26 protein-coding genes are annotated in these 22,638 nt (G+C 69.8%); 19 read left to right on the top strand and 7 right to left on the bottom strand.

All coding sequences use genetic code 11. From position 1 onward, the window contains the following. Window positions 1-8: 8 nt before the first annotated feature. The 6 genes from infA (at window position 9) to rplQ (ending at window position 3,308) form a co-directional block, all read left to right on the top strand. Window positions 9-230: a translation initiation factor IF-1 gene (infA, locus tag QSV35_RS07205; protein WP_013583992.1), complete on the top strand. Its 222-nt coding sequence runs from the start codon at window positions 9-11 to the stop codon at window positions 228-230. A gap of 81 nt (window positions 231-311) precedes the next feature. After that, window positions 312-428: a 50S ribosomal protein L36 gene (rpmJ, locus tag QSV35_RS07200; RefSeq protein WP_005050492.1), complete on the top strand. Its 117-nt coding sequence runs from the start codon at window positions 312-314 to the stop codon at window positions 426-428. 186 nt (window positions 429-614) lie between these two features. Then, the gene (gene rpsM / locus QSV35_RS07195) at window positions 615-995 is read left to right on the top strand and encodes a 30S ribosomal protein S13 (protein WP_286287980.1); all 381 of its coding nucleotides are present in this window, start codon (window positions 615-617) and stop codon (window positions 993-995) included. Between the two features lie 34 nt (window positions 996-1,029). Beyond that, window positions 1,030-1,428 carry a 30S ribosomal protein S11 gene (gene rpsK, locus QSV35_RS07190; RefSeq protein ID WP_029145883.1) on the top strand — a complete coding sequence of 133 codons (399 nt, stop codon included), beginning with the start codon at window positions 1,030-1,032 and terminating at the stop codon, window positions 1,426-1,428. Between the two features lie 162 nt (window positions 1,429-1,590). Further along, entirely contained in the window at window positions 1,591-2,580 is a 990-nt protein-coding gene (locus tag QSV35_RS07185; protein ID WP_286287979.1) for a DNA-directed RNA polymerase subunit alpha, read from the top strand. 77 nt (window positions 2,581-2,657) lie between these two features. After that, entirely contained in the window at window positions 2,658-3,308 is a 651-nt protein-coding gene (gene rplQ, locus QSV35_RS07180) for a 50S ribosomal protein L17 (RefSeq protein WP_286287978.1), read from the top strand. 141 nt (window positions 3,309-3,449) lie between these two features. Here rplQ and QSV35_RS07175 read toward each other — a convergent pair whose 3' ends face one another. Then, complete coding sequence (locus QSV35_RS07175; protein ID WP_286287977.1) at window positions 3,450-4,967, bottom strand: sugar transferase; 1,518 nt, start codon at window positions 4,965-4,967, stop codon at window positions 3,450-3,452. Further along, window positions 4,964-6,133, bottom strand: a complete 1,170-nt coding sequence (locus tag QSV35_RS07170) for a glycosyltransferase (RefSeq protein WP_286287976.1) — start codon at window positions 6,131-6,133, stop codon at window positions 4,964-4,966. Before QSV35_RS07170 ends, QSV35_RS07175 begins: the two co-directional genes overlap by 4 nt. 102 nt (window positions 6,134-6,235) lie before the next feature. Here QSV35_RS07170 and truA point away from each other — a divergent pair, with 102 nt between their 5' ends. Beyond that, window positions 6,236-7,081, top strand: coding sequence for a tRNA pseudouridine(38-40) synthase TruA (gene truA / locus QSV35_RS07165; RefSeq protein ID WP_286287975.1), 846 nt, complete (start codon window positions 6,236-6,238; stop codon window positions 7,079-7,081). Here truA and QSV35_RS07160 read toward each other — a convergent pair. Then, the gene (locus QSV35_RS07160; RefSeq protein ID WP_286287974.1) at window positions 6,996-7,436 is read right to left on the bottom strand and encodes a hypothetical protein; all 441 of its coding nucleotides are present in this window, start codon (window positions 7,434-7,436) and stop codon (window positions 6,996-6,998) included. The genes truA and QSV35_RS07160 overlap by 86 nt on opposite strands. Window positions 7,437-7,528: 92 nt before the next feature. On the opposite strand from QSV35_RS07160, the gene QSV35_RS07155 reads away from it, so the two are divergent. From QSV35_RS07155 to glmM, 5 genes are all read left to right on the top strand, one after another. Next, window positions 7,529-8,212, top strand: a complete 684-nt coding sequence (locus QSV35_RS07155) for an endonuclease/exonuclease/phosphatase family protein (RefSeq protein WP_286287973.1) — start codon at window positions 7,529-7,531, stop codon at window positions 8,210-8,212. A gap of 48 nt (window positions 8,213-8,260) precedes the next feature. Beyond that, complete coding sequence (locus QSV35_RS07150) at window positions 8,261-8,428, top strand: hypothetical protein (RefSeq protein WP_286287972.1); 168 nt, start codon at window positions 8,261-8,263, stop codon at window positions 8,426-8,428. Between the two features lie 243 nt (window positions 8,429-8,671). After that, complete coding sequence (rplM, locus tag QSV35_RS07145; RefSeq protein ID WP_286287971.1) at window positions 8,672-9,118, top strand: 50S ribosomal protein L13; 447 nt, start codon at window positions 8,672-8,674, stop codon at window positions 9,116-9,118. A 26-nt stretch (window positions 9,119-9,144) separates the two neighbouring features. After that, window positions 9,145-9,618: a 30S ribosomal protein S9 gene (gene rpsI, locus QSV35_RS07140; RefSeq protein WP_286287970.1), complete on the top strand. Its 474-nt coding sequence runs from the start codon at window positions 9,145-9,147 to the stop codon at window positions 9,616-9,618. An 8-nt stretch (window positions 9,619-9,626) separates the two neighbouring features. Beyond that, the gene (gene glmM, locus QSV35_RS07135; protein WP_286287969.1) at window positions 9,627-10,982 is read left to right on the top strand and encodes a phosphoglucosamine mutase; all 1,356 of its coding nucleotides are present in this window, start codon (window positions 9,627-9,629) and stop codon (window positions 10,980-10,982) included. Between the two features lie 78 nt (window positions 10,983-11,060). Here the strand turns inward: glmM and QSV35_RS07130 are convergent, their stop codons facing one another. The 3 genes from QSV35_RS07130 to QSV35_RS07120 are packed head-to-tail and all read right to left on the bottom strand — an operon-like array spanning window position 11,061 to window position 14,268. Beyond that, window positions 11,061-11,993 carry a Ppx/GppA family phosphatase gene (locus QSV35_RS07130; RefSeq protein WP_286287968.1) on the bottom strand — a complete coding sequence of 311 codons (933 nt, stop codon included), beginning with the start codon at window positions 11,991-11,993 and terminating at the stop codon, window positions 11,061-11,063. 17 nt (window positions 11,994-12,010) lie between these two features. Beyond that, window positions 12,011-12,694: a response regulator gene (locus QSV35_RS07125; RefSeq protein WP_286287967.1), complete on the bottom strand. Its 684-nt coding sequence runs from the start codon at window positions 12,692-12,694 to the stop codon at window positions 12,011-12,013. Next, a complete protein-coding gene (locus QSV35_RS07120) occupies window positions 12,691-14,268 on the bottom strand; it encodes an ATP-binding protein (RefSeq protein WP_286288462.1) in 1,578 nt (525 codons plus the stop codon). The genes QSV35_RS07125 and QSV35_RS07120 overlap by 4 nt, the downstream gene beginning before the upstream one ends. 169 nt (window positions 14,269-14,437) lie before the next feature. Here QSV35_RS07120 and QSV35_RS07115 point away from each other — a divergent pair, with 169 nt between their 5' ends. The 6 genes from QSV35_RS07115 to glmS all read left to right on the top strand — a co-directional run bounded on the left by QSV35_RS07115 (window position 14,438) and on the right by glmS (window position 20,874). Further along, a complete protein-coding gene (locus tag QSV35_RS07115; protein ID WP_286287966.1) occupies window positions 14,438-15,445 on the top strand; it encodes a Bug family tripartite tricarboxylate transporter substrate binding protein in 1,008 nt (335 codons plus the stop codon). Window positions 15,446-15,462: 17 nt separating this feature from the next. Further along, window positions 15,463-16,020 (top strand): tripartite tricarboxylate transporter TctB family protein, encoded by a 558-nt coding sequence (locus tag QSV35_RS07110; protein WP_286287965.1) that lies wholly within the window; start codon window positions 15,463-15,465, stop codon window positions 16,018-16,020. A 7-nt stretch (window positions 16,021-16,027) separates the two neighbouring features. After that, window positions 16,028-17,569 (top strand): tripartite tricarboxylate transporter permease, encoded by a 1,542-nt coding sequence (locus QSV35_RS07105; protein WP_286287964.1) that lies wholly within the window; start codon window positions 16,028-16,030, stop codon window positions 17,567-17,569. A gap of 128 nt (window positions 17,570-17,697) precedes the next feature. After that, window positions 17,698-17,871 carry a hypothetical protein gene (locus QSV35_RS07100; RefSeq protein ID WP_286287963.1) on the top strand — a complete coding sequence of 58 codons (174 nt, stop codon included), beginning with the start codon at window positions 17,698-17,700 and terminating at the stop codon, window positions 17,869-17,871. 126 nt (window positions 17,872-17,997) lie between these two features. Continuing rightward, window positions 17,998-18,951: a type I pantothenate kinase gene (gene coaA, locus QSV35_RS07095; RefSeq protein ID WP_286287962.1), complete on the top strand. Its 954-nt coding sequence runs from the start codon at window positions 17,998-18,000 to the stop codon at window positions 18,949-18,951. 69 nt (window positions 18,952-19,020) lie between these two features. Continuing rightward, complete coding sequence (gene glmS / locus QSV35_RS07090; RefSeq protein WP_286287961.1) at window positions 19,021-20,874, top strand: glutamine--fructose-6-phosphate transaminase (isomerizing); 1,854 nt, start codon at window positions 19,021-19,023, stop codon at window positions 20,872-20,874. 225 nt (window positions 20,875-21,099) lie between these two features. Here the strand turns inward: glmS and QSV35_RS07085 are convergent, their stop codons facing one another. After that, window positions 21,100-21,888 carry an endonuclease domain-containing protein gene (locus QSV35_RS07085; protein WP_286287960.1) on the bottom strand — a complete coding sequence of 263 codons (789 nt, stop codon included), beginning with the start codon at window positions 21,886-21,888 and terminating at the stop codon, window positions 21,100-21,102. Window positions 21,889-22,248: 360 nt separating this feature from the next. On the opposite strand from QSV35_RS07085, the gene QSV35_RS07080 reads away from it, so the two are divergent. Then, window positions 22,249-22,605, top strand: coding sequence for a holo-ACP synthase (locus QSV35_RS07080; RefSeq protein WP_286288461.1), 357 nt, complete (start codon window positions 22,249-22,251; stop codon window positions 22,603-22,605). The last annotated feature ends 33 nt before the right edge of the window (window positions 22,606-22,638 follow it).

Genomic DNA, 22,638 nt, shown 5'->3' with positions numbered 1-22,638 from the left:
GCGAGGCTATGGCCAAGAAAGACGGTGTCATCGAGATCGAGGGCACAGTGTCCGAGGCGCTGCCCAACGCGATGTTCCGCGTTGAGCTGACCAACGGACACAAGGTGCTCGCCACGATCTCCGGCAAGATGCGGCAGAACTACATCCGCATCATTCCGGAGGACCGCGTGGTCGTGGAGCTCAGCCCCTACGACCTCACGCGCGGACGCATCGTCTACCGCTACCGCTAGACCGGTCGGGAAGTAACGCCCCGGGCATCGGTTCCGAGAAGAGCCGCGCCCGCCCGGCGAAGACAGCGATAAGGAAAAGACATGAAGGTCAACCCCAGCGTCAAGCCCATTTGTGACCACTGCAAGGTCATCCGCCGCCACGGCCGCGTGATGGTCATCTGCAAGAGCAACCCGCGTCACAAGCAGCGCCAGGGCTGAACCGGATGCGGCGGACTCCGCCGCATCCCGTTCGCACAACTCAACACGAAACAACCAGCAGGATCAGAACCCGCCCCGCGACCCCTCGACAAGCTCGGGGACCGTTTCGGGATGGGGGACACCTCGGGGCGGAGGCCCGGGCACCGATCCTGTTCCACACCTCCACGACACTCCTAGGAGAGCCGCATGGCACGTCTCGCCGGCGTCGACATCCCGCGCGACAAGCGCGTGGTCATCGCCCTGACCTACATCTACGGCATCGGCCGTACCCGCTCGATCGAGATCCTCAAGCAGACGGAGATCGACGAGAGCATCCGCGTGAAGGACCTCACCGACGACCAGCTCGTCGCGCTGCGCGATTACATCGAGGGCAACTACAAGGTCGAGGGCGACCTCCGCCGCGAGGTGGCCGCCGACATCCGCCGCAAGGTCGAGATCGGCTCCTACGAGGGCCTGCGTCACCGCCGTGGCCTCCCCGTGCGCGGCCAGCGCACCAAGACCAACGCGCGCACCCGCAAGGGCCCGAAGCGCACGGTCGCCGGCAAGAAGAAGGCCGGCCGCAAGTAAGCGGCGCGTGAAGGTTTAGGAGAGAAGAAGACTCATGGCACAGGCCAAGACCGCTGCGCGCAAGCCGCGCCGCAAGGAGAAGAAGAACATCGCGCTGGGCCAGGCCCACATCAAGTCGACGTTCAACAACACGATCGTCTCGATCACCGACCCGTCGGGCGCCGTCATCAGCTGGGCGTCCTCGGGTGGCGTGGGCTTCAAGGGCTCGCGCAAGTCGACCCCGTACGCCGCAGGCATGGCCGCCGAGTCGGCCGCCCGCCAGGCTGCGGAGCACGGCGTCAAGAAGGTCGACGTCTTCGTGAAGGGCCCGGGCTCGGGCCGCGAGACCGCGATCCGCTCGCTGCAGGCCGCCGGCCTCGAGGTGGGTTCGATCCAGGACGTCACGCCGCAGGCGCACAACGGCTGCCGCCCGCCCAAGCGCCGCCGCGTCTGATCCGTCGCCGGGATGCTCCTCAGGGAGCGTCCCGGCACACGCGTGTCTTCGCGGATGCCTGGTCGCTGAGCCTGTCGAAGCGTCGAGGCATCCGGATCAACAACTCAACACCTCACCCACAGCACGTGTCATATAGCGGGCACGTGATCGAAAGGAACCATAGTGCTCATCGCACAGCGTCCCACTCTGACCGAGGAGAAGATCGGGGAGTTCCGCAGCCGGTTCGTCATCGAGCCGCTCGAGCCCGGCTTCGGCTACACGATCGGCAACGCGCTGCGCCGCAGCCTCCTGTCGTCGATCCCCGGCGCCGCCGTCACCAGCATCCGCATCGACGGCGTGCTGCACGAGTTCAGCACCATCCCGGGTGTGAAGGAGGATGTCACCGAGATCATCCTCAACATCAAGCAGCTGGTCGTCTCCAGCGAGCGCGACGAGCCCATCACCGCGTACCTGCGCAAGACGGGTGCGGGCGAGGTCACGGCCGCCGACATCTCCGCTCCGGCGGGTGTCGAGGTCCGCAACCCCGAGCTCGTCATCGCGACGCTCAACGACTCGGCCCGCTTCGAGCTCGAGCTCACGATCGAGCGCGGCCGCGGCTACGTCTCGGCCACGCAGAACCGCAACGAGTACGCCGAGGCCGGTCAGATCCCGATCGACTCGATCTACTCGCCGGTGCTCAAGGTCAGCTACCGCGTCGACGCGACGCGTGCCGGCGAGCGCACCGACTTCGACAAGCTCGTCCTGGACGTCGAGACGAAGCCCTCGATCGCCCCCCGCGACGCGGTGGCGTCGGCCGGCCGCACCCTGACCGAGCTGTTCGGTCTGGCGCGCGAGCTCAACGTCGAGGCCGAGGGCATCGAGATCGGCCCGGCGCCGGTCGAGACCGTCCTCTCGAACGAGCTGTCCATGCCGATCGAGGACCTCGACCTGTCGGTCCGTTCGTACAACTGCCTCAAGCGCGAGGGCATCAACACGGTCAGCGAGCTCGTCGCCCTGTCGGAGACGCAGCTCATGAACATCCGCAACTTCGGTCAGAAGTCGGTCGACGAGGTGCGCGACAAGCTCATCTCGCTCGGGCTGTCGCTGAAGGACTCGGTCCCCGGGTTCGACGGCGCGCACTTCTACGGCGGATACGACGACGAGACCGTCTGAGCAGTGTCCACACATCGCGACTGTCGGTTGAAGACAGCGGCGCGTGTACCGACTTTATACACCTGGAGTAACTGAGAATGCCCAAGCCCACGAAGGGTCCCCGCCTCGGAGGCGGCCCCGCCCACGAGCGTCTGCTGCTGGCGAACCTGGCCTCGGCCCTGTTCATCCACAAGCGCATCACCACGACCGAGACCAAGGCCAAGCGCCTGCGTCCGCTCGCCGAGCGTCTCGTGACGTTCGGCAAGCGCGGCGACCTGCACGCGCGCCGTCGCGTGCTGTCGGTCCTCGGCAACAAGGAGGCGGTGCACGTCCTCTTCGCCGAGATCGCGCCGCTGGTCGAGCACCGTGAGGGCGGCTACACCCGCATCACGAAGATCGGCAACCGCAAGGGCGACAACGCGCCCATGGCCGTGATCGAGCTCGTCCTCGAGCCCGTCACCCCGAAGGCGAAGCCCGCGAAGAAGGCCGACAAGGCTGCGAAGGCCGAAGAGGCCGTCGTCGAGGCCGTCGAGGCCGAGGTCGTTGCGGAGGCCGCTGACGAGGTCGCCGAAGAGGCGGCCGCCGAGGCCGTCATCGCCGCCGAGGCTGCTGCGGAGGCCGTCGAGGCCGCCGAAGAGGCCGCTGAGGAGGCCGAGGTCGCCGCTGAGATCGCCGACGCCGCCGACGAGGTCGCCGCTGAGGCGGACGCCGAGGCTGTCGAAGCCGTCGAGGACGCCGACAAGGCGTAATCCCCTCAACCGCGAGAAGGCCCGCATCCCTTGGGGGATGCGGGCCTTCCGCTTTGGCAGGCTCTCCGCGTTGGGGGCTTTCTGCGCTGCGGGCCTGCCGCGCTGGGGGACGCACGGCTCCGTGCGGGTGGGGGAAACGACTCAGGAAGCTGTGCCTCCCGGAGCCATGACCGCCCGGAACGTCTTCAGCATGATGACGACGTCGCCGGCGAGGGACCAGTTCTCGACGTAGGAGAGATCGAGGCGCACGGACTCCTGCCACGTGAGAGTCGATCGCCCGCCCACCTGCCAGGCGCCGGTGACTCCCGGCTTCACCATGAAGCGGCGGTGCACGTGGTCGGCATACTTCGACACCTCGCTCGGGAGCGAGGGACGCGGCCCGACGAGCGACATGCTGCCGAGGAAGACGTTGAACAGCTGCGGCAGCTCGTCGAGGCTGTAGCGGCGCATGAAGCGCCCGAGCGGCGTCACCCGCGGGTCGTCGATGAGCTTGAAGAGGACCTCGTTGCCGGCGTCGCGACGGGCGACGAGGTCGGGCAGCAGGGCCTCGGCATCCGGTACCATCGACCGGAACTTGATCATCCGGAACGACTGGCCGTTGTGCCCGACGCGCGTCTGCGTGAACAGCGCGGGGCCGTCGCTGGAGAACCGCACGGCGATCGCGAGCGCCAGCAGGAGCGGGCTCAGGATGAGGATGAGCAAGCTCGACAGCACGAGGTCGAACGATCGTTTCGCGATGCGCTGGCCCGGGTTGAAGCGCGGCGTCTCCACGTGGATCAGCGGCAGGCCGGCGACCGGTCGCGTGTGCAGGCGCGGGCCGGCGATGTCGATGATGCTGGGCGCCAGCACGAGGCTCTGGCGTCCGGCCTCCAGGCCCCACGACAGCCGCTTCACGCGCTCGGGCGGAAGGTCGTGCCCGCTGGTCACGATCACCGTGTCGGCGCCGGTGCTGGCCATGACGCGTTCGATCGCTTCGAAGTCGCCGAGGACGGGCACGTCGCAGTCGCGGGCGAGCGTGCTGCCGATGACACGGTCGTCGACGCAGACGCCGACGACGTGATAGCCGGCGTCGGGCGAGGACGCCAGCTCACGTGCGATGTGGCGGACGGAGGCCGTCGATCCCACGAGCACCGCCTGCGCCGAATACTCGCCCGCCGTCCGGCGACGCACGAGCCAGCGCCGCCAGACCCAGCGCGAGAGCGCGAGCACGCCGACGCCGACCGGCAGTGCGATGAGCAGATATCCGCGTGCGACGTCGACATGGAAGATGAAGGCCAGGATGGCGATCGTCCCGAAGAGTCGGAAGCTCGCCGACACGATGCGCACGTACTCGAGGCTCCCCACCCCGACCACGCGCGCGCCGCGCGCATCGGTCAGCGACAGGCACCACATCCATGCGACCACGAGGATCGACGAGAACATCCAGTACGGGATGCCGTTGAACGGCGTGTCGGAGCGGGTGACGACCTCGCTGTCGGCGAATCCGAACCACGCGAGCTGGGTGCCGAACGTGACCCCGGTCAGGATCAGCAGGTCCGAGACCCAGAGGCGGTGGGTGAGTCGCTGCTGCCAGGCCGAGCGCGGTGCGCGCACGCGAGACGCGTGCGAGGCGGCGAGGGCGCTGCGGCGCAGCCCGAGGAGAGGCTCGCTGGCGGTCATGCGATCACCATCCGCGGCCGGGCGCGCGTGGACGACGCGACGACGATCTCACGCATGCGGGCGCCGAACGCGACAGAGGAGAAGCGCTCCGCCGTCGCGGCGACCGACGAACGGTCCCAGTCGTCGGAGAACCCCTGAACGGCGGCGATGACGGCTTCGGGGGAGTCGTCGGCGATGAAGTCGCCCGACTCGCCGCGCAGCGTCGTGTCCAGGAAGCCGCCGGCGCGCAGGACCAGCGCCGGGGTTCCGAACGCGTTCGCCTCGATGGGCGTCAGGCCGAAGTCCTCGTGCGACACCGACACCAGCGCGCGGGCGTTGGCGTACAGCCAGCGCACGACGGCGTCGTCGACGACGCCGAGCGCGGTCACATTCGGCGGCAGCGCCGCCGTCGCCGGCATGCCGACGACGACGAGACGCTTGCCGGGCATGCGCGCGAAGGCGTCGCACAGCGCACGCGTCCCCTTGTAGCCGCGGGCGCGGGCGATGGTCAGGAAGAAGCCCGGCTCGACATCGTCGACAGGATGCTGCGCCCCGGCGACGTCGATCGAGACAGGGGGGTGCACGACCTCGGCATCGCGTCCGTACACGCTGCGGATCCGCGCGGCCACGCTCGTCGAGTTCGCCACATAGACGTCGGCGGATGCGGCGGCGTGCTGGTCCCAGCGGCGGAGCCCCGGCCCGAGCGCGGTCATCGCGGCGCGCGCGGGCGCGCCTCGGCCTCGCAGATAGTCGTCGGACTGATAGAGCCAGCGAGCGGGGTTGTGACAGTACACGATCTTGCGCGTACCGGCTGACACGGGCACGCCGTGCGCCCAGCCTGAACTGCTGCACACGACGGCCTCGGCATCGATCGGCGTCATGTGCGACCAGGCCGACGCGAGGAACGGCAGTGCGCGCCTCGGGTCCTCCCCGAACGCCTGCACGACGTGCGAGCGCGATTGCATGACGGCGAGGTCCGCGAACCCCGCGAACGTCCGATCGGCACGATAGACCGACGTGACGACCTGTGTCGTGTGCAGCTGCGATGTGAGCTCGAGCGCCACTCGCTCAGCCCCACCACGCTGTGTCAAATAGTCGTGAGCAACGACGATAGAGCCCACAAACGTACCGCCTCCCCAGCAGACCCCTGGGGACACGACGATGATTCCGACGCACTGAAACCACATCCCACATGCGGTACAGCTGCCGGACGCACAAGCCCCAGAGTGCGTTCTGTTCGCGAGTCTACCCGCCCGATCGCGGATTCGACATCGGGATAACCTGAGAGAATGCGGATCCGTCTCGACATCGCCTACGACGGGTCGCATTTCCGCGGCTGGGCCCGCCAGCCGGGCCTGCGCACCGTGCAGGGCACCCTCGAAGAGGGGCTGACCCGCATCCTCGGCGGGAGCCCTCAGCTCGTCGTCGCGGGCCGCACCGACGCGGGCGTGCATGCGCTCGACCAGGTCGCGCACCTCGACGTGACGGAGGAGCAGGAGCTGCGGCTCGCGCCGCGACGGAAGGATGCGGCGGGGCACGATCCGATCGAGGCGCTCGCCGCCCGCATCCGCGGTGTCGTGGGTGCCTATTCGGACGTCACCGTCTCCCGCACCCGGCGCGCGCCGGACGGCTTCGACGCCCGCTTCTCCGCGATCTGGCGCCGCTACGAGTACCGGATGGCGGACGAGATCGCCGGCTACGACCCGCTCGAGCGGCACCGCACGACGACGGTGCGCGGACGTCTGGACGTCGAGGCGATGGATGCGGCCGCCCGCAGCCTCATCGGCCTGCACGACTTCGCCGCCTACTGCAAGCCGCGCGAGGAGGCGACGACGATCCGTACCCTCCTCGAGTTCGACTGGCGGCGCGACGACCACGGCGTGCTCGTCGCGAACGTGCGTGCGGACGCCTTCTGCCACTCCATGGTGCGCGCGCTCGTCGGCGCGTGCGCCGCGGTCGGCGAGGGCAGGCTCGATGTCGCCGACGTGGCGCTCCTGCGCGATGCGGGGGAGCGCACGAGCGACTTCAAGGTGCTCGCCGCCCGCGGGCTCACGCTCGCTGAGGTCGGGTACCCGGCCGACGAACTGCTCGCGACGCGAGCCGAACAGACTCGTGCTCGACGAGAGATCGACTGAGCGCGGGCACCGGCACGCGACCGCCGAGGATGTCGACGATCGAGGACGCGATCGCCTTCTCGCTGCGGTCGGTTCCGGTGACGGCGGCGACGAGAGCGATCGCGGCGTCCTCGATGACCCGCGCACGACGGACCGTCTCGACGTGGACCGCGACGAGGGCGTCCGCCTCGTATACGGCGACACGCCGTCGGGCGCGCTCGTCCTCGTCGATCGTCATCGGATAGATGTCGTGCTCGAGCGCGCGCGCCGCGGTGTTCCGTGCGTGACGGCTCGCCCGCAGGGTCCGCTCGGCCTGCTCGCGCGCCTCGCGCGCCGCCGTGACCGCTTCCCGGGCGTGGCTGTCCATACGGCTCATCTCTTCCTCCTCTGCCGTCGATGGACGACGGCTATGGGTCCCCTCGGGAACGCGTTCCCAGCGACGCGTTCCCACGTAGTGTGGGAGTCGGCATGAGGGTCATTTCGTACAACCTGCGCAAACATCGCGCCGCGAGCGAACTCGCGGCGATCGTCGAGGCGCACGGCGCCGACATCCTGTGCCTGCAGGAGTGCGACACGACCGACATGCCGTTCGAGATCGCCGGGCTGCGGCTCGCGGACTCGACTCAGCGCAACCGCCTCGGTCTTGCCGTGTACTACCGCGAGAACACGTACCGCGCGCTCGAGGTGCGGTCGATGGCGCTGAAGAAGTCGATGCACGACCGGGTGCTCAAGCCCGCGGAGGAGCGGATGCTCGGCGTGCGCCTGCACGACATCGACGCGGGGCGCGAGATCATCGTCGCGTCCTTCCACGCGGCCCCCCTGACCGCGCTGAACTCCCTGCGCCGGCACCAGATCCGCTCGGCGCTCGCCGAGCTCGAGGAGCTCGGCCCGGGTCTTCCCGCGCTCATGGTCGGCGACTACAACTATCCGGTCTTCAAGGAGAACCTCGGGCAGAAGGTGCGCGAGCAGGGGTACGAGCTCACGCTGAGCGACGCCCACACGTACACGCGCTACCGGTTCTTCCGCGGGCACTACGACTTCGCGACGTCCTTCGGGTTCGAGATCGACCGGGTGCGCACGCTCCCGCAGGGGCTCAGCGATCACCTGCCGATCCTGGTGACCGCGGAGCTCGTGGAGCGCGCCGTCGTCTGACCCTGCGTGACGGTAGGCTGGGGGAGCACCGACCCGAGGAGTCCTCCCATGATGTTCATCGTCTGCCTGATCCTGTTCGTCGGCGGGATCATCCTCATGGGCCTGTCGTTCTCGCTGGTTCCGTTCCAGGCGCTGTTCTTCATCCTGGGTCTGCTCGCGGTCTGCGTCGGGCTGGGCATCCCGATCCACGCCTCGCGCCACTCGCTCCGCAAGTAAGCCCGCGCAGCGTCGATTGGCGTCTGCATCCTTCTTCGCGTAAGCTTTCTCTTTGGTGTCCGCGCCCTGCTGGCGTGACACCGCGAACGTGAGCCCTCCACTGGCGTGTTCCACCCCTCGACAAGCTCGGGGACCGGGCGGGGATCCGAGGAAATCTCGGGGAACCGGCCGGGGACCAACGGCGGAACCACCCCGGAGTGGGATTCACGAACCTCTCCGTTCGATCAAGAAAGCAGCACTATCGTGACGCGCACCTACACCCCGAAGGCTGGCGAGACCCAGCGCGAGTGGCTGGTCATCGATGCGACCGACGTCGTCCTCGGACGCCTCGCCTCGCACGCCGCCGCCCTCCTCCGCGGCAAGCACAAGCCGACCTTCGCGAACCACATCGACACCGGCGACTTCGTCGTCATCGTCAACGCCGACAAGGTCGCGCTGACGGGTCAGAAGCTCCAGAAGAAGATGGCGTACCGCCACTCCGGCTACCCGGGCGGTCTCAAGGCCGTCAACTACGCCGAGCTCCTCGAGAAGAACCCGGTCCGCGCCGTCGAGAAGGCCGTCCGCGGCATGCTCCCCAAGAACAGCCTGGGCCGCCAGCAGCTGTCGAAGCTGAAGGTGTACGCCGGTGCTGAGCACCCGCACGCCGCGCAGCAGCCCAAGACGTACACCTTCGACCAGGTCGCCCAGTAAGCGCCGTCAAGAATAAGGACACACTCGTGGCAGACATCGAAGAGACCACCTCTTACTCCACCGAGACGCCGGCCGACCAGGCTGCCGTCGTCGTCGAGCGCCCCGTGCTCAGCGTGCCCGGTTCGGCCGTCGGCCGCCGCAAGCAGGCCATCGCGCGCGTTCGTCTCGTCCCCGGCTCGGGCACGATCACGATCAACGGCCGCACGTTCGAGGACTACTTCCCGAACAAGCTGCACCAGCAGCTCGTGACCGACCCGTTCACGGTGCTCAACCTCACCGGCGCCTACGACGTCATCGCCCGCATCCAGGGCGGCGGCCCCTCGGGCCAGGCAGGTGCGCTCCGCCTCGGCATCGCCCGTGCGCTGAACGAGATCGACGTCGAGAACAACCGCCCGACCCTCAAGAAGGCCGGCTTCCTCTCGCGCGACGCTCGCGTCAAGGAGCGCAAGAAGGCTGGTCTCAAGAAGGCCCGCAAGGCTCCTCAGTACTCGAAGCGCTGATCGACCCGATGCCCCTCTTCGGCACGGATGGGGTGCGGGGACTGGCCAACGGCCCCCTCACCGCCGATCTCGCGCTCACCCTGGCCCAGGCGACTGCCGTCGTCCTGGGCCAGGGCCGTTCTGCCGAGGCTCGCAAGGCCGCAGGCAAGCGCCTCACCGCCGTCGTCGCGCGCGATCCGCGCATCTCCGGCGAGTTCCTCTCGGCGGCCGTCTCGGCCGGGCTGGCGGCATCCGGCGTCGATGTGCTCGACGCGGGGGTGCTCCCGACGCCCGCCGCCGCGTTCCTCGTGGGCGACCGCGACGCCGACTTCGGCGTCATGGTGTCCGCATCGCACAACCCGGCGCCCGACAACGGCATCAAGATCTTCGCCCGCGGCGGCGTCAAGCTCCCGGACATCGTCGAGCAGCGCATCGAGCACGCCATGGCCGGGCCGAAGCTGCTGCCGACCGGCCCGGACGTCGGCCGCATCCGCCGGTTCGCCGACGCCGAAGACCGGTACGTCGTGCATCTGCTCGGCTCGCTGCCGCACCGTCTCGACGGCATCCACGTCGTCCTCGACTGCGCGAACGGCGCCGCATCCGGCGTCTCTCCCGAGACGTTCCGCGATGCGGGCGCGCGCGTCACCGTCATCGGCGCGGACCCGGACGGCGTCAACATCAACGACGGCGTCGGATCGACGCACCTCGCGTCCCTCGCCGAGCACGTCGTGCGCATCGGGGCGGACGTCGGGATCGCCCACGACGGAGACGCCGACCGCTGCCTCGCGGTGGATGCGGACGGCAACATCGTCGACGGCGACCAGATCATGGCGATCATCGCGGTCGCGATGAAGGAGCGCGGGCACCTCACGGACGACACGCTCGTCGCGACCGTCATGAGCAACCTCGGACTGCACAAGGCGATGGAGGCCCACGGCATCCGCGTCGAGCAGACGGCGGTGGGCGACCGCTATGTGCTCGAGCGCATGAACGAGGGCGGGTTCGCCCTCGGCGGCGAGCAGTCCGGGCACGTCATCATGAGCGAGTACGCCACGACCGGCGACGGGCTCCTGACGGGTCTGCACCTGCTGTCCGAGATGGCGCGGCAGAAGAAGTCGCTGGCGGAGCTCGCGTCGATCATGACGGTGTATCCGCAGATCCTCGTGAACGTCAAGGGCGTCGACCGTGCACGCGTGGGCGACGAGGGCGTGCAGGAGGCGGTCGCCCAGGCGACGGCCGAGCTCGGCGTGTCCGGGCGCGTGCTGCTGCGCCCGAGCGGCACCGAGCCGCTCGTCCGGGTCATGGTGGAGGCCGCCGATCAGGAGATCGCCGACGGCATCGCCCACCGCCTCGCCGACGTCGTGCGCCAGCGCATCGCTCTCTGAGAATCGCAGACGAGGACGCCGCCGCCCTTCGGGGCGGCGGCGTTCTCTCTACCGTCCCTCAGTCACGAGCGTGCCGGTCTACGACCAGGCGAGCGACTCGATGTAGCGCAGGAGCACACCCTCGCGGAGCGCCCACGGCGACACCTCGAGCTCGTCGACGTCCATCGCCAGCATCGCCTCGTGCAGCACGACCGCGCCGGCGACGATCTGGAACGTGCGGTCGGGCGTGATGCCCGGGAGCTCTTGACGGGCGGATGCGGGGATCCGCGCGAGACGGGGGATCCACGAGCCGAGCGAGGCGCGGGGGAGCAGCATGCGCTCGATGCCGCTCCAGCCGGGGACCGGATAGCCCGCGAGCCGGGCGAGGGAGCGGATCGCCTTCGACGACCCGACGACGTGATCCGGCCGGGACTGCGAGTCGAATGTCGCCACGGCCGGTGCGAGCACGGCGCGCGCGTGCTCGCGCAGCGCTTCGACGGGGTCCTCGCCGGGCGGGTCGTGTGGGAGGAACTGGATCGTCATGCGCCCCGCGCCGAGGGGGACGGATGCAGCGACCTCCGGCAGCTCGTCGGGACCGGACGCGAGCTCCAGCGAGCCGCCGCCGATGTCGAACAGCAGGATCTGCCCGGCCGACCAGCCGAACCAGCGGCGTACCGCGAGGAACGTGTACTGCGCCTCCGCCTCGCCGCCGAGGACCTGCAGCGGCTGGCCGAGGGTCTCCTCGATGCGGGCGATCACCGCGTCGCCGTTGGTCGCCTCGCGCACCGCGGAGGTGGCCGTCGCGAGCAGCTCGTCGACACGCTCCGCGCGGGCGATCTCGCGGGCCTGGGCCACCGCATCCACCAGGCCCTGGATGCCCGTCTGGCTGATGGAGCCGTCCGGCTGGACGAAGCGCATGAGGCGGAGCACCGTGCGCTGGCTCGTCGTCGCGAGGGGGCGGCCGCCAGGGCGGACGTCCGCGACGAGCAGGTGGACGGTGTTCGATCCGATGTCGAGAACTCCGAGGCGCACGGAGGAAGCGTACCGGCTCAGCCCTCCCGCTGCGCTGTGGATGACGGGCCGTAGCGCGCTCCCGGGCGTCCGCTCGTCGCATAGTCGAGGCGGCGCAGCACTTCGCCGGTGGCGGTGAGGTACTCCAGATACCGCCGGGCGCTGACGCGCGACACCCCGGCGAGTCCGCCGATGTCGGCGGCGGACGACCACGGCGCGGATGCCACGGCTGTGCGCACGGCGGCGAGCGTCTCGATGCTGAGCCCCTTCGGCAGCACCGGGATCGGAGCGGTCGCACGGATGAGCGAATCGATCTCGGACTGATCCAGCGCGCCGGAGCGCGCGCCGGCGAGATCGCGCGCGACGTCGTCGATCCGGTCGGCGAGGTCTCCCGGCGCGAACGGCTTCACGAGGTAATGGCGCACGCCGGCGAGGCGCGCATCCCGCACGCTGTCGAAGTCGCGCGCCGCGGTGACGGCGATGAACTCGGGCTGCGGTCCGCGGCCGGCACGCACCGCTCGCAGCACGTCGAGACCCGACATGCCCGGGAGGTGGATATCGAGGAGCACGAGGTCGGGCTCGAGCTGGGCGATCAGGGCGACGGCGGCGGGTCCGGTGGCGGCGACCGCGACGACCGTGCAGGTGCCCTGCGCCTCGAGGAAGCGCTTGTGGAGTCGCGCGACGGCGGGTTCGTCCTCGACGATGACGGTGCGCAGCGTCACGGCGCGGCCTCGGCGGGGACGGGGAGCGGCAGCTCGATCCGCACGCGCGCGCCGCCGAACGGGGACTCGGCGACGACCGCCGTGCCGCCACGGCGCCGCGCCACTCGCTGGACGAGGGCGAGGCCGATGCCGCGCCGGTGCGGGCCCGCCGCATCCGTCGTCTTCGTGCTGACCCCCGAGACGAACACGCGCACGCGGTCCGCCGCCGGCACGCCGGGGCCGTCGTCGTCGACGAGCAGCACGAGCGCGCCGCCGTGGCATTCCGCGCGGACGAGGATGCGGTCGCCCGCGCCGCACGCCTCCATCGCGTTGTCGACGACATTGCCGACGAGCGTGACGAGATCGGGGCCGAGGCCCCGGGGCAGATCGAGCGGCCCCGCGGCGTCCTCGACGTCGAGGGCGATGCCGAGCTCCCGCGCCTGCGCGGTCTTCACGGCGAGGAGGGCGGCGAGCTCGGGCTCACCCAGGAGCGCCGCGCTTCCGCCGGCGAGCGCGCCGCCGCCGGTCACCGACGCGATGTACGCCAGCGCCTCGTCGCGGTCGCCGGTCTCGACGAGCCATGACACGACGTGCATGGTGTTCGCGAATTCGTGCGCCTGCGCGCGCAGCCCCTCGGTGAGCGACTTCTCGCCATCCATCTCGCGGAGGGCGGCATGCAGCTCGGTGTGGTCGCGGATCAGCAGCGTCGCGTCGACGGGGGTGCCGTCGAGGCGCGCGCCCGTACTGCGTGCGATGAGGACGCGCTCGCCGGCGAGGGCCAGCTGACCGTCGGGCTCGCCACGGTGCAGCACCTCGAGCAGCGTCGGCTCCAGCACCTCGTCCGCGCGGCGGCCGACGAGGTCGTCGCGGCCGAGCAGGCGGACGGCGGCGTCGTTGACCACGGTGATGACGCCGTCGGCGCCGACCGTGACGACGCCCTCGCCGATGCGGTGGAGCATCGTCTCCTGCTGCTCGACGAGCGTGGCGATCTCGGCAGGCTCCAGGCGGAAGATGCGGCGGCGCACGATCGAGGTCACCCAGGCCGCGCCGAACACCCCGACCACCGCGGAACCGGCCATCGCCAGGAGGAGCCACGGGATCCCCTCCAGGAAGTCGGAGTTCAGCTGCGACTCCAGCACGCCGACCGACACGGTGCCGATGACCTGAGACGTTCCGGGCTGGAAGATCGGGACCTTCACGCGCCACGACTCGCCGAGCGTGCCGCGCTGCGTGCCGACGTACGTCTGCCCGCCGAGGGGCACCGACGGGTCCGTGGACACCTTCTCGCCGATGCGCGCGGGATCAGGATGCGAAAGACGGATGCCGTCGGCATCCGTCACCACGACGTACGTGACGTCGGACGCCTTGCGGATGACTTCGGCGATCGGCTGGACGACGGATGCGGGATCCGCGTCGTCCAGAGCGTCGACCACCGCGGGCAGCCGCGCCATCGACTGCGCGACCCCGATGAGGCGGTCCTTGTACGCTTCGCGGATCGCCGTCGCGTGCAGGCTCGCGGCGATCGTGCCGGTGAGAACGGTGGCCACGAGCACGATGAGCGCCTGCAGGACGAGCAGCTGCGCACGCAGTGACATCGATGGCACCTCACGAGTGTAGGCAGGCCTCCTGGGAGCCGATCGCGACCAATAGTTACCGAACCCGACCGTTAGTTTCCGAACCCTCGGCGGCGCTCGCGGCATCCCTAGCCTCGCTGGAACAGCAACGCGGAGGAACGGACCTCCGCGGCACTCGAGGAGGAGTGGAATGAGGAAGCTCGCGATCACCGCGGCCGTCGTCGCCGCGGCCGCGCTGGCCCTGACCGGTTGCTCGGGCCAGCAGACCCCCGCATCGACGGGAGGAGCCGCCGCCGACACGGTCAAAGACGTCCAGATCATCGTCCCGGCCGACCCCGGCGGCGGGTGGGACCAGACCGGCCGTGCCATCAGCAAGGTCGTCGTCGATGAGAAGCTCGTCGGCTCGGCGCCGGTCACCAACATCGGCGGAGCCGGCGGCACGGTGGGCCTCGCGAAGCTCGCCAATGAGAAGGACCCGCACACGCTCATGGTCACCGGTCTCGTGATGGTCGGCGCGCAGGAGCTCAACGCCTCGGCCAGCCGCATCGCCGACACGACCCCGATCGCGCGGCTCACCGAGGAGCCGCTCGTCGTCGTCGTCCCGAAGGACTCGCCGTACAAGACCCTGAAAGACCTCATGCAGGGCGTCGAGAAGGACGGCCAGAAGGTCACGATCACCGGCGGCTCCGCCGGCGGCGCGGACCACATCCTCGCGGGCCTCCTGCTCGGCAAGGCGGGGCTCGAGCAGGCCGACATCGCCGAGAAGCTCAACTACGTCCCGAACTCCGGCGGCGGCGAGGCCGTCACGATGCTCCTCGGCGGCAACGCCAAGGCGGGCATCTCGGGCGTCGGCGAGTTCGCCGAGTTCGTCAAGGACGGGTCGCTGCGCGCGCTCGCGGTCAGCTCGGACGAGGCATCCCCGCTCCTTCCCGACGTCCCGACGATCACGGATGCCGGCTACGACGTCGTGCTGACCAACTGGCGCGGCGTCCTCGCCCCGGGCGGCATCACGGCCGCGCAGAAGGCGGCGCTGACGAAGCTCGCGACGGACTTCGCGGCTTCGGACGCGTGGAAGGCCGTGCTGAAGGAGAAGGCGTGGACCGACGCGTTCCTCGCCGGAGACGAATTCGGCGCCTTCGTGAAGGAGAACGTCACCGACGTCACGAAGACCCTCAAGAACATCGGGCTCGTGCAGTGACGAACCCGGATGCCGCGGTGCCCTCCTCATCCGAGGAGGGCACCGCCCCCGGCGACGGGGGCGCTGCCGGCACCGCGGCCGCCCACCCGCGCCGCCGCGGCGAGCTGATCTTCGCGCTCGTCGTCCTGGTGGTGGGCGTGGTCACGCTCGTCGGCGTGTTCACGACCCGTGTGCCCGCGGGCGCCAGGGTGGGGCCCACCGTGTTCCCCGCGTTCGTGTCGGTCCTGCTGCTCGCGGCCGGCGCGGTGATCCTCGTCGGGGTGCTGCGCGGTCGTTACGGCACCCCGGATGAGAGCGAGGACCTCGACCCGAACGCGAAGACCGACTGGATGACCCTGGCGAAGATCGTCGGGCTCGTCGTCGCGTTCCTGCTTCTCCTCACGCCGATCGGCTGGACGCCCGCGGCCACGCTCCTCTTCGGCGGTGTGGCGTGGACGCTCGGCACCCGCCGCTGGTGGCTCGGCTTCCTTGTGGGCTTCGTGCTCGCGCTCGTCGTGCAGGTCGTCTTCGGCGAACTGCTCGGCCTCTCCCTTCCCGCAGGTCCCCTGTTCGGGTGGATCTCCGCTCTTATCTGAGTTCGCAATGGACAATCTGAACCTCTTGTTGGAGGGCTTCGCCACCGCGCTGCAGTGGCAGTACCTCCTGTTCGCCTTCATCGGCGTCCTGATCGGCACGGCCGTCGGCGTGCTGCCCGGCATCGGCCCGGCGATGACCGTCGCCCTGCTGCTCCCGCTCACCTATTCGCTCGACCCCACCGCGGCGCTCATCACGTTCGCCGGCATCTACTACGGCGGGATGTACGGCGGGTCGACCACGTCGATCCTGCTGAACACGCCCGGGGAATCGGCATCCATCATCACCGCCATCGAGGGCAACAAGATGGCCAAGGCGGGCAGGGCCGCGACCGCGCTCGCGACCGCGGCCATCGGATCGTTCGTGGCGGGCACCATCGCGACCGTCGGGCTGACGCTCCTCGCCCCGGTGCTCGCGTCGTTCGCGGTGACCCTGGGCCCCGCGGACTACGTCGCGCTCATCGTGGTGGCGTTCGTGACGGTCGGCGCGCTGCTCGGCTCATCCGTGTCGCGCGGGCTCGCCTCGCTCGGTCTCGGCCTCTTCCTCGGGCTCATCGGCACCGACCTGCTCTCCGGGCAGGCGCGGTACACGTTCGGCCTGCTCCCGCTCGCGGACGGCGTCGACGTCGTGCTCGTCGCGGTCGGCCTCTTCGCGGTCGGCGAGACGCTGTACATCGCCGCCCGCCTCCGCCACGGCCCCGTGGACGTCATTCCCATGGCGCAGTCCTGGCGGCATTCGATGGGCCGGAAGGACTGGAAGCGCTCGTGGGCGCCGTGGCTGCGCGGAACGGCGATCGGCTTCCCGATCGGCACGATCCCCGCGGGCGGCGCGGATGTCGCGACCTTCCTCTCATACGCGGCCGAGCGCAAGCTGTCGCGCCACAAGAAGGAGTTCGGCCAGGGCGCGATCGAGGGCGTCGCCGGCCCCGAATCGGCGAACAACGCGGCCGCGGCCGGGGTCCTCGTGCCGCTGCTCACACTCGGGCTGCCGACGACGGCGACGGCGGCGATCATCCTCTCGGCCTTCCAGTCGTACGGCATCCAGCCCGGTCCGCGGCTCTTCCAGAGCCAGCCGGAGCTCGTGTGGGCGCTCATCGCGTCGCTGTACATCGGCAACGTCATCCTCATCATCCTGAACCTGCCGCTGGTCGGGATGTGGGCGCGGGTGCTGCGGATCCCGCGGCCCTACCTCTACGCGGGGATCATGACGTTCGCCGTGCTGGGCGCGTTCGCCGTCAACTTCCAGCCCGTCGATGTCCTGATCCTGCTCGTCATCGGGGTGCTCGGCTTCTTCATGCGCCGCTACGGGTATCCGGTCGCGCCGCTCGTGGTCGGGATGATCCTCGGCCCGATGGGCGAGGAGCAGCTGCGCAAGGCCCTGCAGCTGAGCGAGGGGAGCCTCGTGTCGCTCGTGATGCACCCGTTCGCGGCGACGGCTTACGCGGTGCTCGTGGTCCTCATCGTCGGGGGTCTGTGGCTCAAGCGCCGGCAGCGGCGCTACGAGGATGCGCTCGACATCTCGGAGATCGAGGCGGAGCGCGTCGACGCCTGAGCGGGGAGCGGGATGTCGGCGCCTCGGCGAGGCGTCCGCTGCTTCCTGAGGACATGCTGACAGGACCAGTATACCCCCGGGGGTATACTGGTCCTGCTCACCCGAAGAGCGCAAACCAGGAGGCGAAGATGTGTCGAGCAGTGTCCTGCAAGACGTGTGGAAAGACGACGTGGGCCGGATGCGGTCAGCACGTCGGTGAGGTCCGTCGGGGCGTCCCGGCATCCCAGTGGTGCAACGGACACACCGCCGACGAGTCGCCGGCCCGCGCGGGCTTCTTCTCGCGACTGTTCGCCTCGCGCTGACGCACGCCTCCGACCGGCGAGCCCGCATCCGATCCGCGTGGACCGGATGCGGGCTCGCCGCTGTCCGGGGCCCCGAGAGCGGGCGGGTGCGTGTGTGCTACGTCCGGCCGGGTACGATGAGCGGCGATGTCCGCAGACCTCTCCGCCGGCACCGCCGCCGTGCCGCAGCTCTACCGATCGATCGACCGGGGCGACTGGGCGCGCCTGGCCGCAGGGATGACGCAGCCGCTCAGCGAGACGGAGGTCGTGCAGATCCGCGGCCTCGGGGACCGCCTCGACCTCGACGAGGTGCGGGAGGTCTACCTGCCGCTTTCGAGGCTGCTGTCCCTGTATGCCAAGTCCACGAAGCGACTCGGCGAGGACACCAGCGCGTTCCTCGGCGAGCCGGACGTCACGACGCCCTTCGTGGTCGCCGTCGCGGGATCCGTCGCCGTCGGGAAGTCCACGATCGCGCGCCTCCTGCGTGAGCTCATGAGCCGGTGGTCCGACACCCCGCGGGTCGAGCTCGTCACGACCGACGGCTTCCTGCTCCCGAACGCGGAGCTCGAACGGCGCGGACTCATGGACCGCAAGGGCTTCCCCGAGTCCTACGACCGCCGCGCCCTCGTCGAGTTCCTCACGGCCGTGAAGTCCGGAGATCCCGAGGTGCACGCGCCGGTGTACTCGCACGTGCGGTACGACATCATCCCGGATGCGCACACGACGGTCCGCCGCCCGGACGTCGTCATCGTCGAAGGCCTGAACGTCCTGCAGCCGCCGCCCTCGCCGAACGACATCGCCGTCAGTGACCTGTTCGACTTCTCGGTCTACGTGGATGCGGATGCCGACCACATCGCGCAGTGGTACGTCGACCGCTTCCTCGCGCTGCGCGAGAGCGCGTTCGCCAACCCGACGTCGTTCTTCCGTGTCTTCGCCGAGCTCAGCGACGAGGAGGCCGTCGAGCGGGCCATGGGCTTCTGGAACGACATCAACCTCCCGAACCTCGAGGAGAACGTGCTGCCGACCCGGCACCGTGCATCCCTCATCCTGCGCAAGGCCGCGAACCACAAGGTCGAAAGCGTCCTGCTCCGCAAGTTGTAACGAGCCGGTCCCACCAACGCCGGGGTTTGTTCGGGGGCCTCCCAATCGCCTCCGCCTACCCTTGATGGCATGTGTGGAATCGTCGGATACGTCGGCCCCCGTCAGAGCCAGAGCATCCTCCTCTCGGGCCTCGCCCGTCTGGAGTACCGCGGGTACGACTCGGCGGGCATCGCCGTCATCGACGGTGACGGCGCGCTCGACATGCGCAAGCGCGCGGGCAAGCTCGGCGTGCTGCGCGAGGACCTCAAGGGCGCCCCGATGCCCGACGGCACCACCGGCATCGGCCACACCCGCTGGGCGACCCACGGCGGCCCCACGGATCTGAACGCGCACCCGCACCTCGCGGACGACGACAAGCTCGCCGTCATCCACAACGGCATCATCGAGAACTTCGCGGCGCTCAAGGCCGATCTGCTCTCCGAAGGCTACGAGTTCCGCAGTGAGACCGATACGGAGGTCGCCGCCGTTCTCCTCGGCCGCGAGTACCGCGAGGCCGGCGGCGACCTCGGCGCCGCGTTCCGCGCGACCGTGCGGCAGCTGGAGGGCGCATTCACGCTCCTCGCCGTCCACCAGGACCACCCGGGCCTCGTCGTGGGCGCGCGCCGCAACTCGCCGCTCGTGATCGGCCTCGGCGATGGAGAGAACTTCCTCGGCTCGGACGTCGCCGCGTTCGTCGAGCACACCCGCAATGCCCTCGCGATCGGCCAGGACGAGATCGTCGCCATCACGCCCGAGGGCGTCGAGGTCACCGACTTCGACGGCAACCCCGTGCAGCCCGAGCCCTTCGAAGTGACGTGGGATGCGGCCGCCGCCGAGAAGGGCGGCTGGCCGTCGTTCATGGCCAAGGAGGTGTCCGAGGAGCCCGAGGCCGTCGCCAACACGCTGCGCGGCCGCATCCAGGACGGCGCCGTCGTGATCCCCGAGCTCGAGGGCCTGGACGACCTCTTCGCCGGGCTGTCGCGCATCGTGATCATCGCGTGCGGCACCGCGGCGTACGCGGGCCAGGTCGGCAAATACGCGCTCGAGCAGTGGGCCCGCGTGCCGGTGGACGTCGAACTCGCGCACGAGTTCCGCTACCGCGAGCCCGTGATCGGCCCGGACACCCTGATCGTCTCGATCAGCCAGTCCGGCGAGACGATGGACACCCTGATGGCCGTCAAGTACGCGCGGGAGCGCGGGGCGAAGACGCTGTCGATCTGCAACACGCAGGGGGCCACCATCCCGCGCGAATCGGATGCCGTCGTCTACACGCACGCCGGCCCCGAGGTCGCGGTCGCCTCGACGAAGGCGTTCGTCGCGCAGATCACCGCGCAGTACCTCCTCGCGCTGCACATCGGCCGCATCCGCGGCACGGTCTCCGCCGTCGAGGCGGCCGAGCACGTCCGTGAGCTCGAGGCGATCCCTGGGAAGATCCAGCGGGTGCTGGAGACCGAGCAGGCGCACATCGAGCAGCTCGCGCACTGGATGGCGGACACCCGTTCGGTGCTGTTCCTCGGCCGCAACGTCGGTTACCCGATCGCGCTCGAGGGTGCGCTCAAGCTCAAGGAGATCTCCTACATCCACGCCGAGGGCTTCGCCGCCGGCGAGCTGAAGCACGGCCCGATCGCGCTCGTGGAGCCCGGCCAGCCCGTCTTCGTGCTCGTGCCGTCGCCCCGCCACTCCGCGCTCCTGCACGCGAAGGTCGTCTCCAACATTCAGGAGATCCAGGCCCGCGGCGCGCGCGTCATCGTGGTCGCGGAGGAGGGGGATGCGGCAGTCCTCCCGTTCGCGGACGAGGTGCTGCACATCCCGCTCGCCGGCGCCCTGTTCGAGCCGCTCCTCGCCGTCGTCCCGCTCCACATCTTCGCGATGGGCCTCGCGAACGCGCGCGGTCTCGACGTCGACCAGCCCCGCAACCTCGCGAAGTCGGTCACCGTCGAGTAGGCGCTGCCGGCCCGGCCTTCGGCCCGGCCCCTCCCAGACTCCGGCCTCTCGCTGGCCCGGCCTGTCGCTGTCCCGGCCTCTCTCAGGCTCCGACCTCGTCTCGAGGGACGGATGGCGAGAGATTGTACGGATGGCGAGACATTGTGCGTAGATGCGGTCGCCCGGCGTGGATTCTCTCGCCATCCGTAAGGGCCCATGCGCGCGTCGGCGCGTATCGACGGGCGGTCAGGGCCGCGCACGGGCGAGCGCGGCGAGGATCGCAGTCAGGACCGTCGGCCAGTCGTGGATGATCATCGCGTAGTCGAACCGCAAGGTTTCGAAACCGAGCGCGGATGCAGCAGCATCCCGTCTGAGATCGCGATGTCGGTTCGTCGGGTTGTCATGGTTCTCCCGCCCGTCGGCTTCGAGGATCACTCGCCCCGCGACCACGAAGTCCACGCGTCCCACATCGGGCAGTGTCACCTGGGTTTCGACGGAGATGCCCTGCAGATACAGCCGAAGCCGGATAATCGACTCGAGTCCGCTGTCGGCATCCGATCGTGCGAAGTCGACGAGCCAGCGCGCCCCGTGTGGAAGGGCGGCGCGGATGCGGCGAATCGCGCTCGCGCCGATCAGTCGGCGGTTCCAGGCCGACTCGAACGCTGCGAGGAAGAACTCCGCGCCGTGACATCCGTATGAGTGGATGAGAGCCTGCTCGACCTCCGTCACGCCGAGATGCATCGTTCCCGGCCGGTAGTGCTCCACGCAGGCGCAACCCGTGTGTGTGTGGCTGCGCCCCGAAGCGCCGAGCCACACATGCGGATGCTCGTCGTCCTCCTGCACCCAGACCCCGTGCGCGCGGAGCGCACGCGCGCACGTCAGCGAACCGCCATGCGCCGCGGCCGCGACGACGTCGATGTCAGCGGTCGGCGTTGCGAAGACGCCGGGACGGATGCGGCGGATCTCGCCGTGCGCGACGGTGTCGGCGAGCTCGCGCCGCGTGAAGCCGTAGGAGGCGAGGTGTCTGCCTCGCATGACACCTCCCCGCGCGTGTATGACGGATCGCGGCGAGAGCATGTTCCGATCGTCGTCGGCGAACGTGTCCGATGACCGTCTTTCCGAGAACCTGTGGATGGGCCGCCGCCGGTTCCCAGTCTGTGGAGAACATCTCCACGAACCGCTGGCGAGAAGTTGTACGGATGGCGAGAGATTCTCGATGGATGCGGTCGCCAGGCGTGGATTCTCTTGCCATCCGTGCAGCGGGCAGCGGGACCTGCGGCGGGAGCTCGCGAGGGGAGGAGCGGCACGCCCGCGATAGGGTCGAGGATGCCGCCCCTCGACGAGCTCGGGGACCGGATGCGGCTCGGGAACCGGGTGAGCGGAGCGGGAGGCGACATGATCATCGGGATCGGTGTCGACCTCGTCGACATCCCGCGGTTCGAGGCGCTGATCGCGCGCACGCCGAAGCTGCTCGAGAGACTGTTCTCCGACGCGGAGCGTCTGCTGAAGCCGCACTCGCTCGCGGCCCGGTACGCGGCGAAGGAGGCGCTCATCAAGGCACTCGGAGGGTCGGACGGCGTGCACTGGACCGAGATCGAGATCGGCTCCGAGCCGTCGGGCAAGCCCGTCTTCGCCCTCAGCGGCTCGACCGCCGCGGTCGTCGCGGAACGCGGCATCCACACGCTCCATCTGTCGCTCTCGCATGACGCGGGGCTCGCGACCGCGTACGTGATCGCCGAGGGCGCCCCGTGAGCGTCCTGCGCGAAGCGCTCATCGACGTCAGCG

The organism is Microbacterium candidum, from assembly GCF_030315975.1.
GTDB classification, from domain to species: domain Bacteria; phylum Actinomycetota; class Actinomycetes; order Actinomycetales; family Microbacteriaceae; genus Microbacterium; species Microbacterium candidum.
The sequence above is the reverse complement of the archived record's forward strand: the minus strand, read 5'-3'. Positions and strand labels throughout refer to the sequence as shown.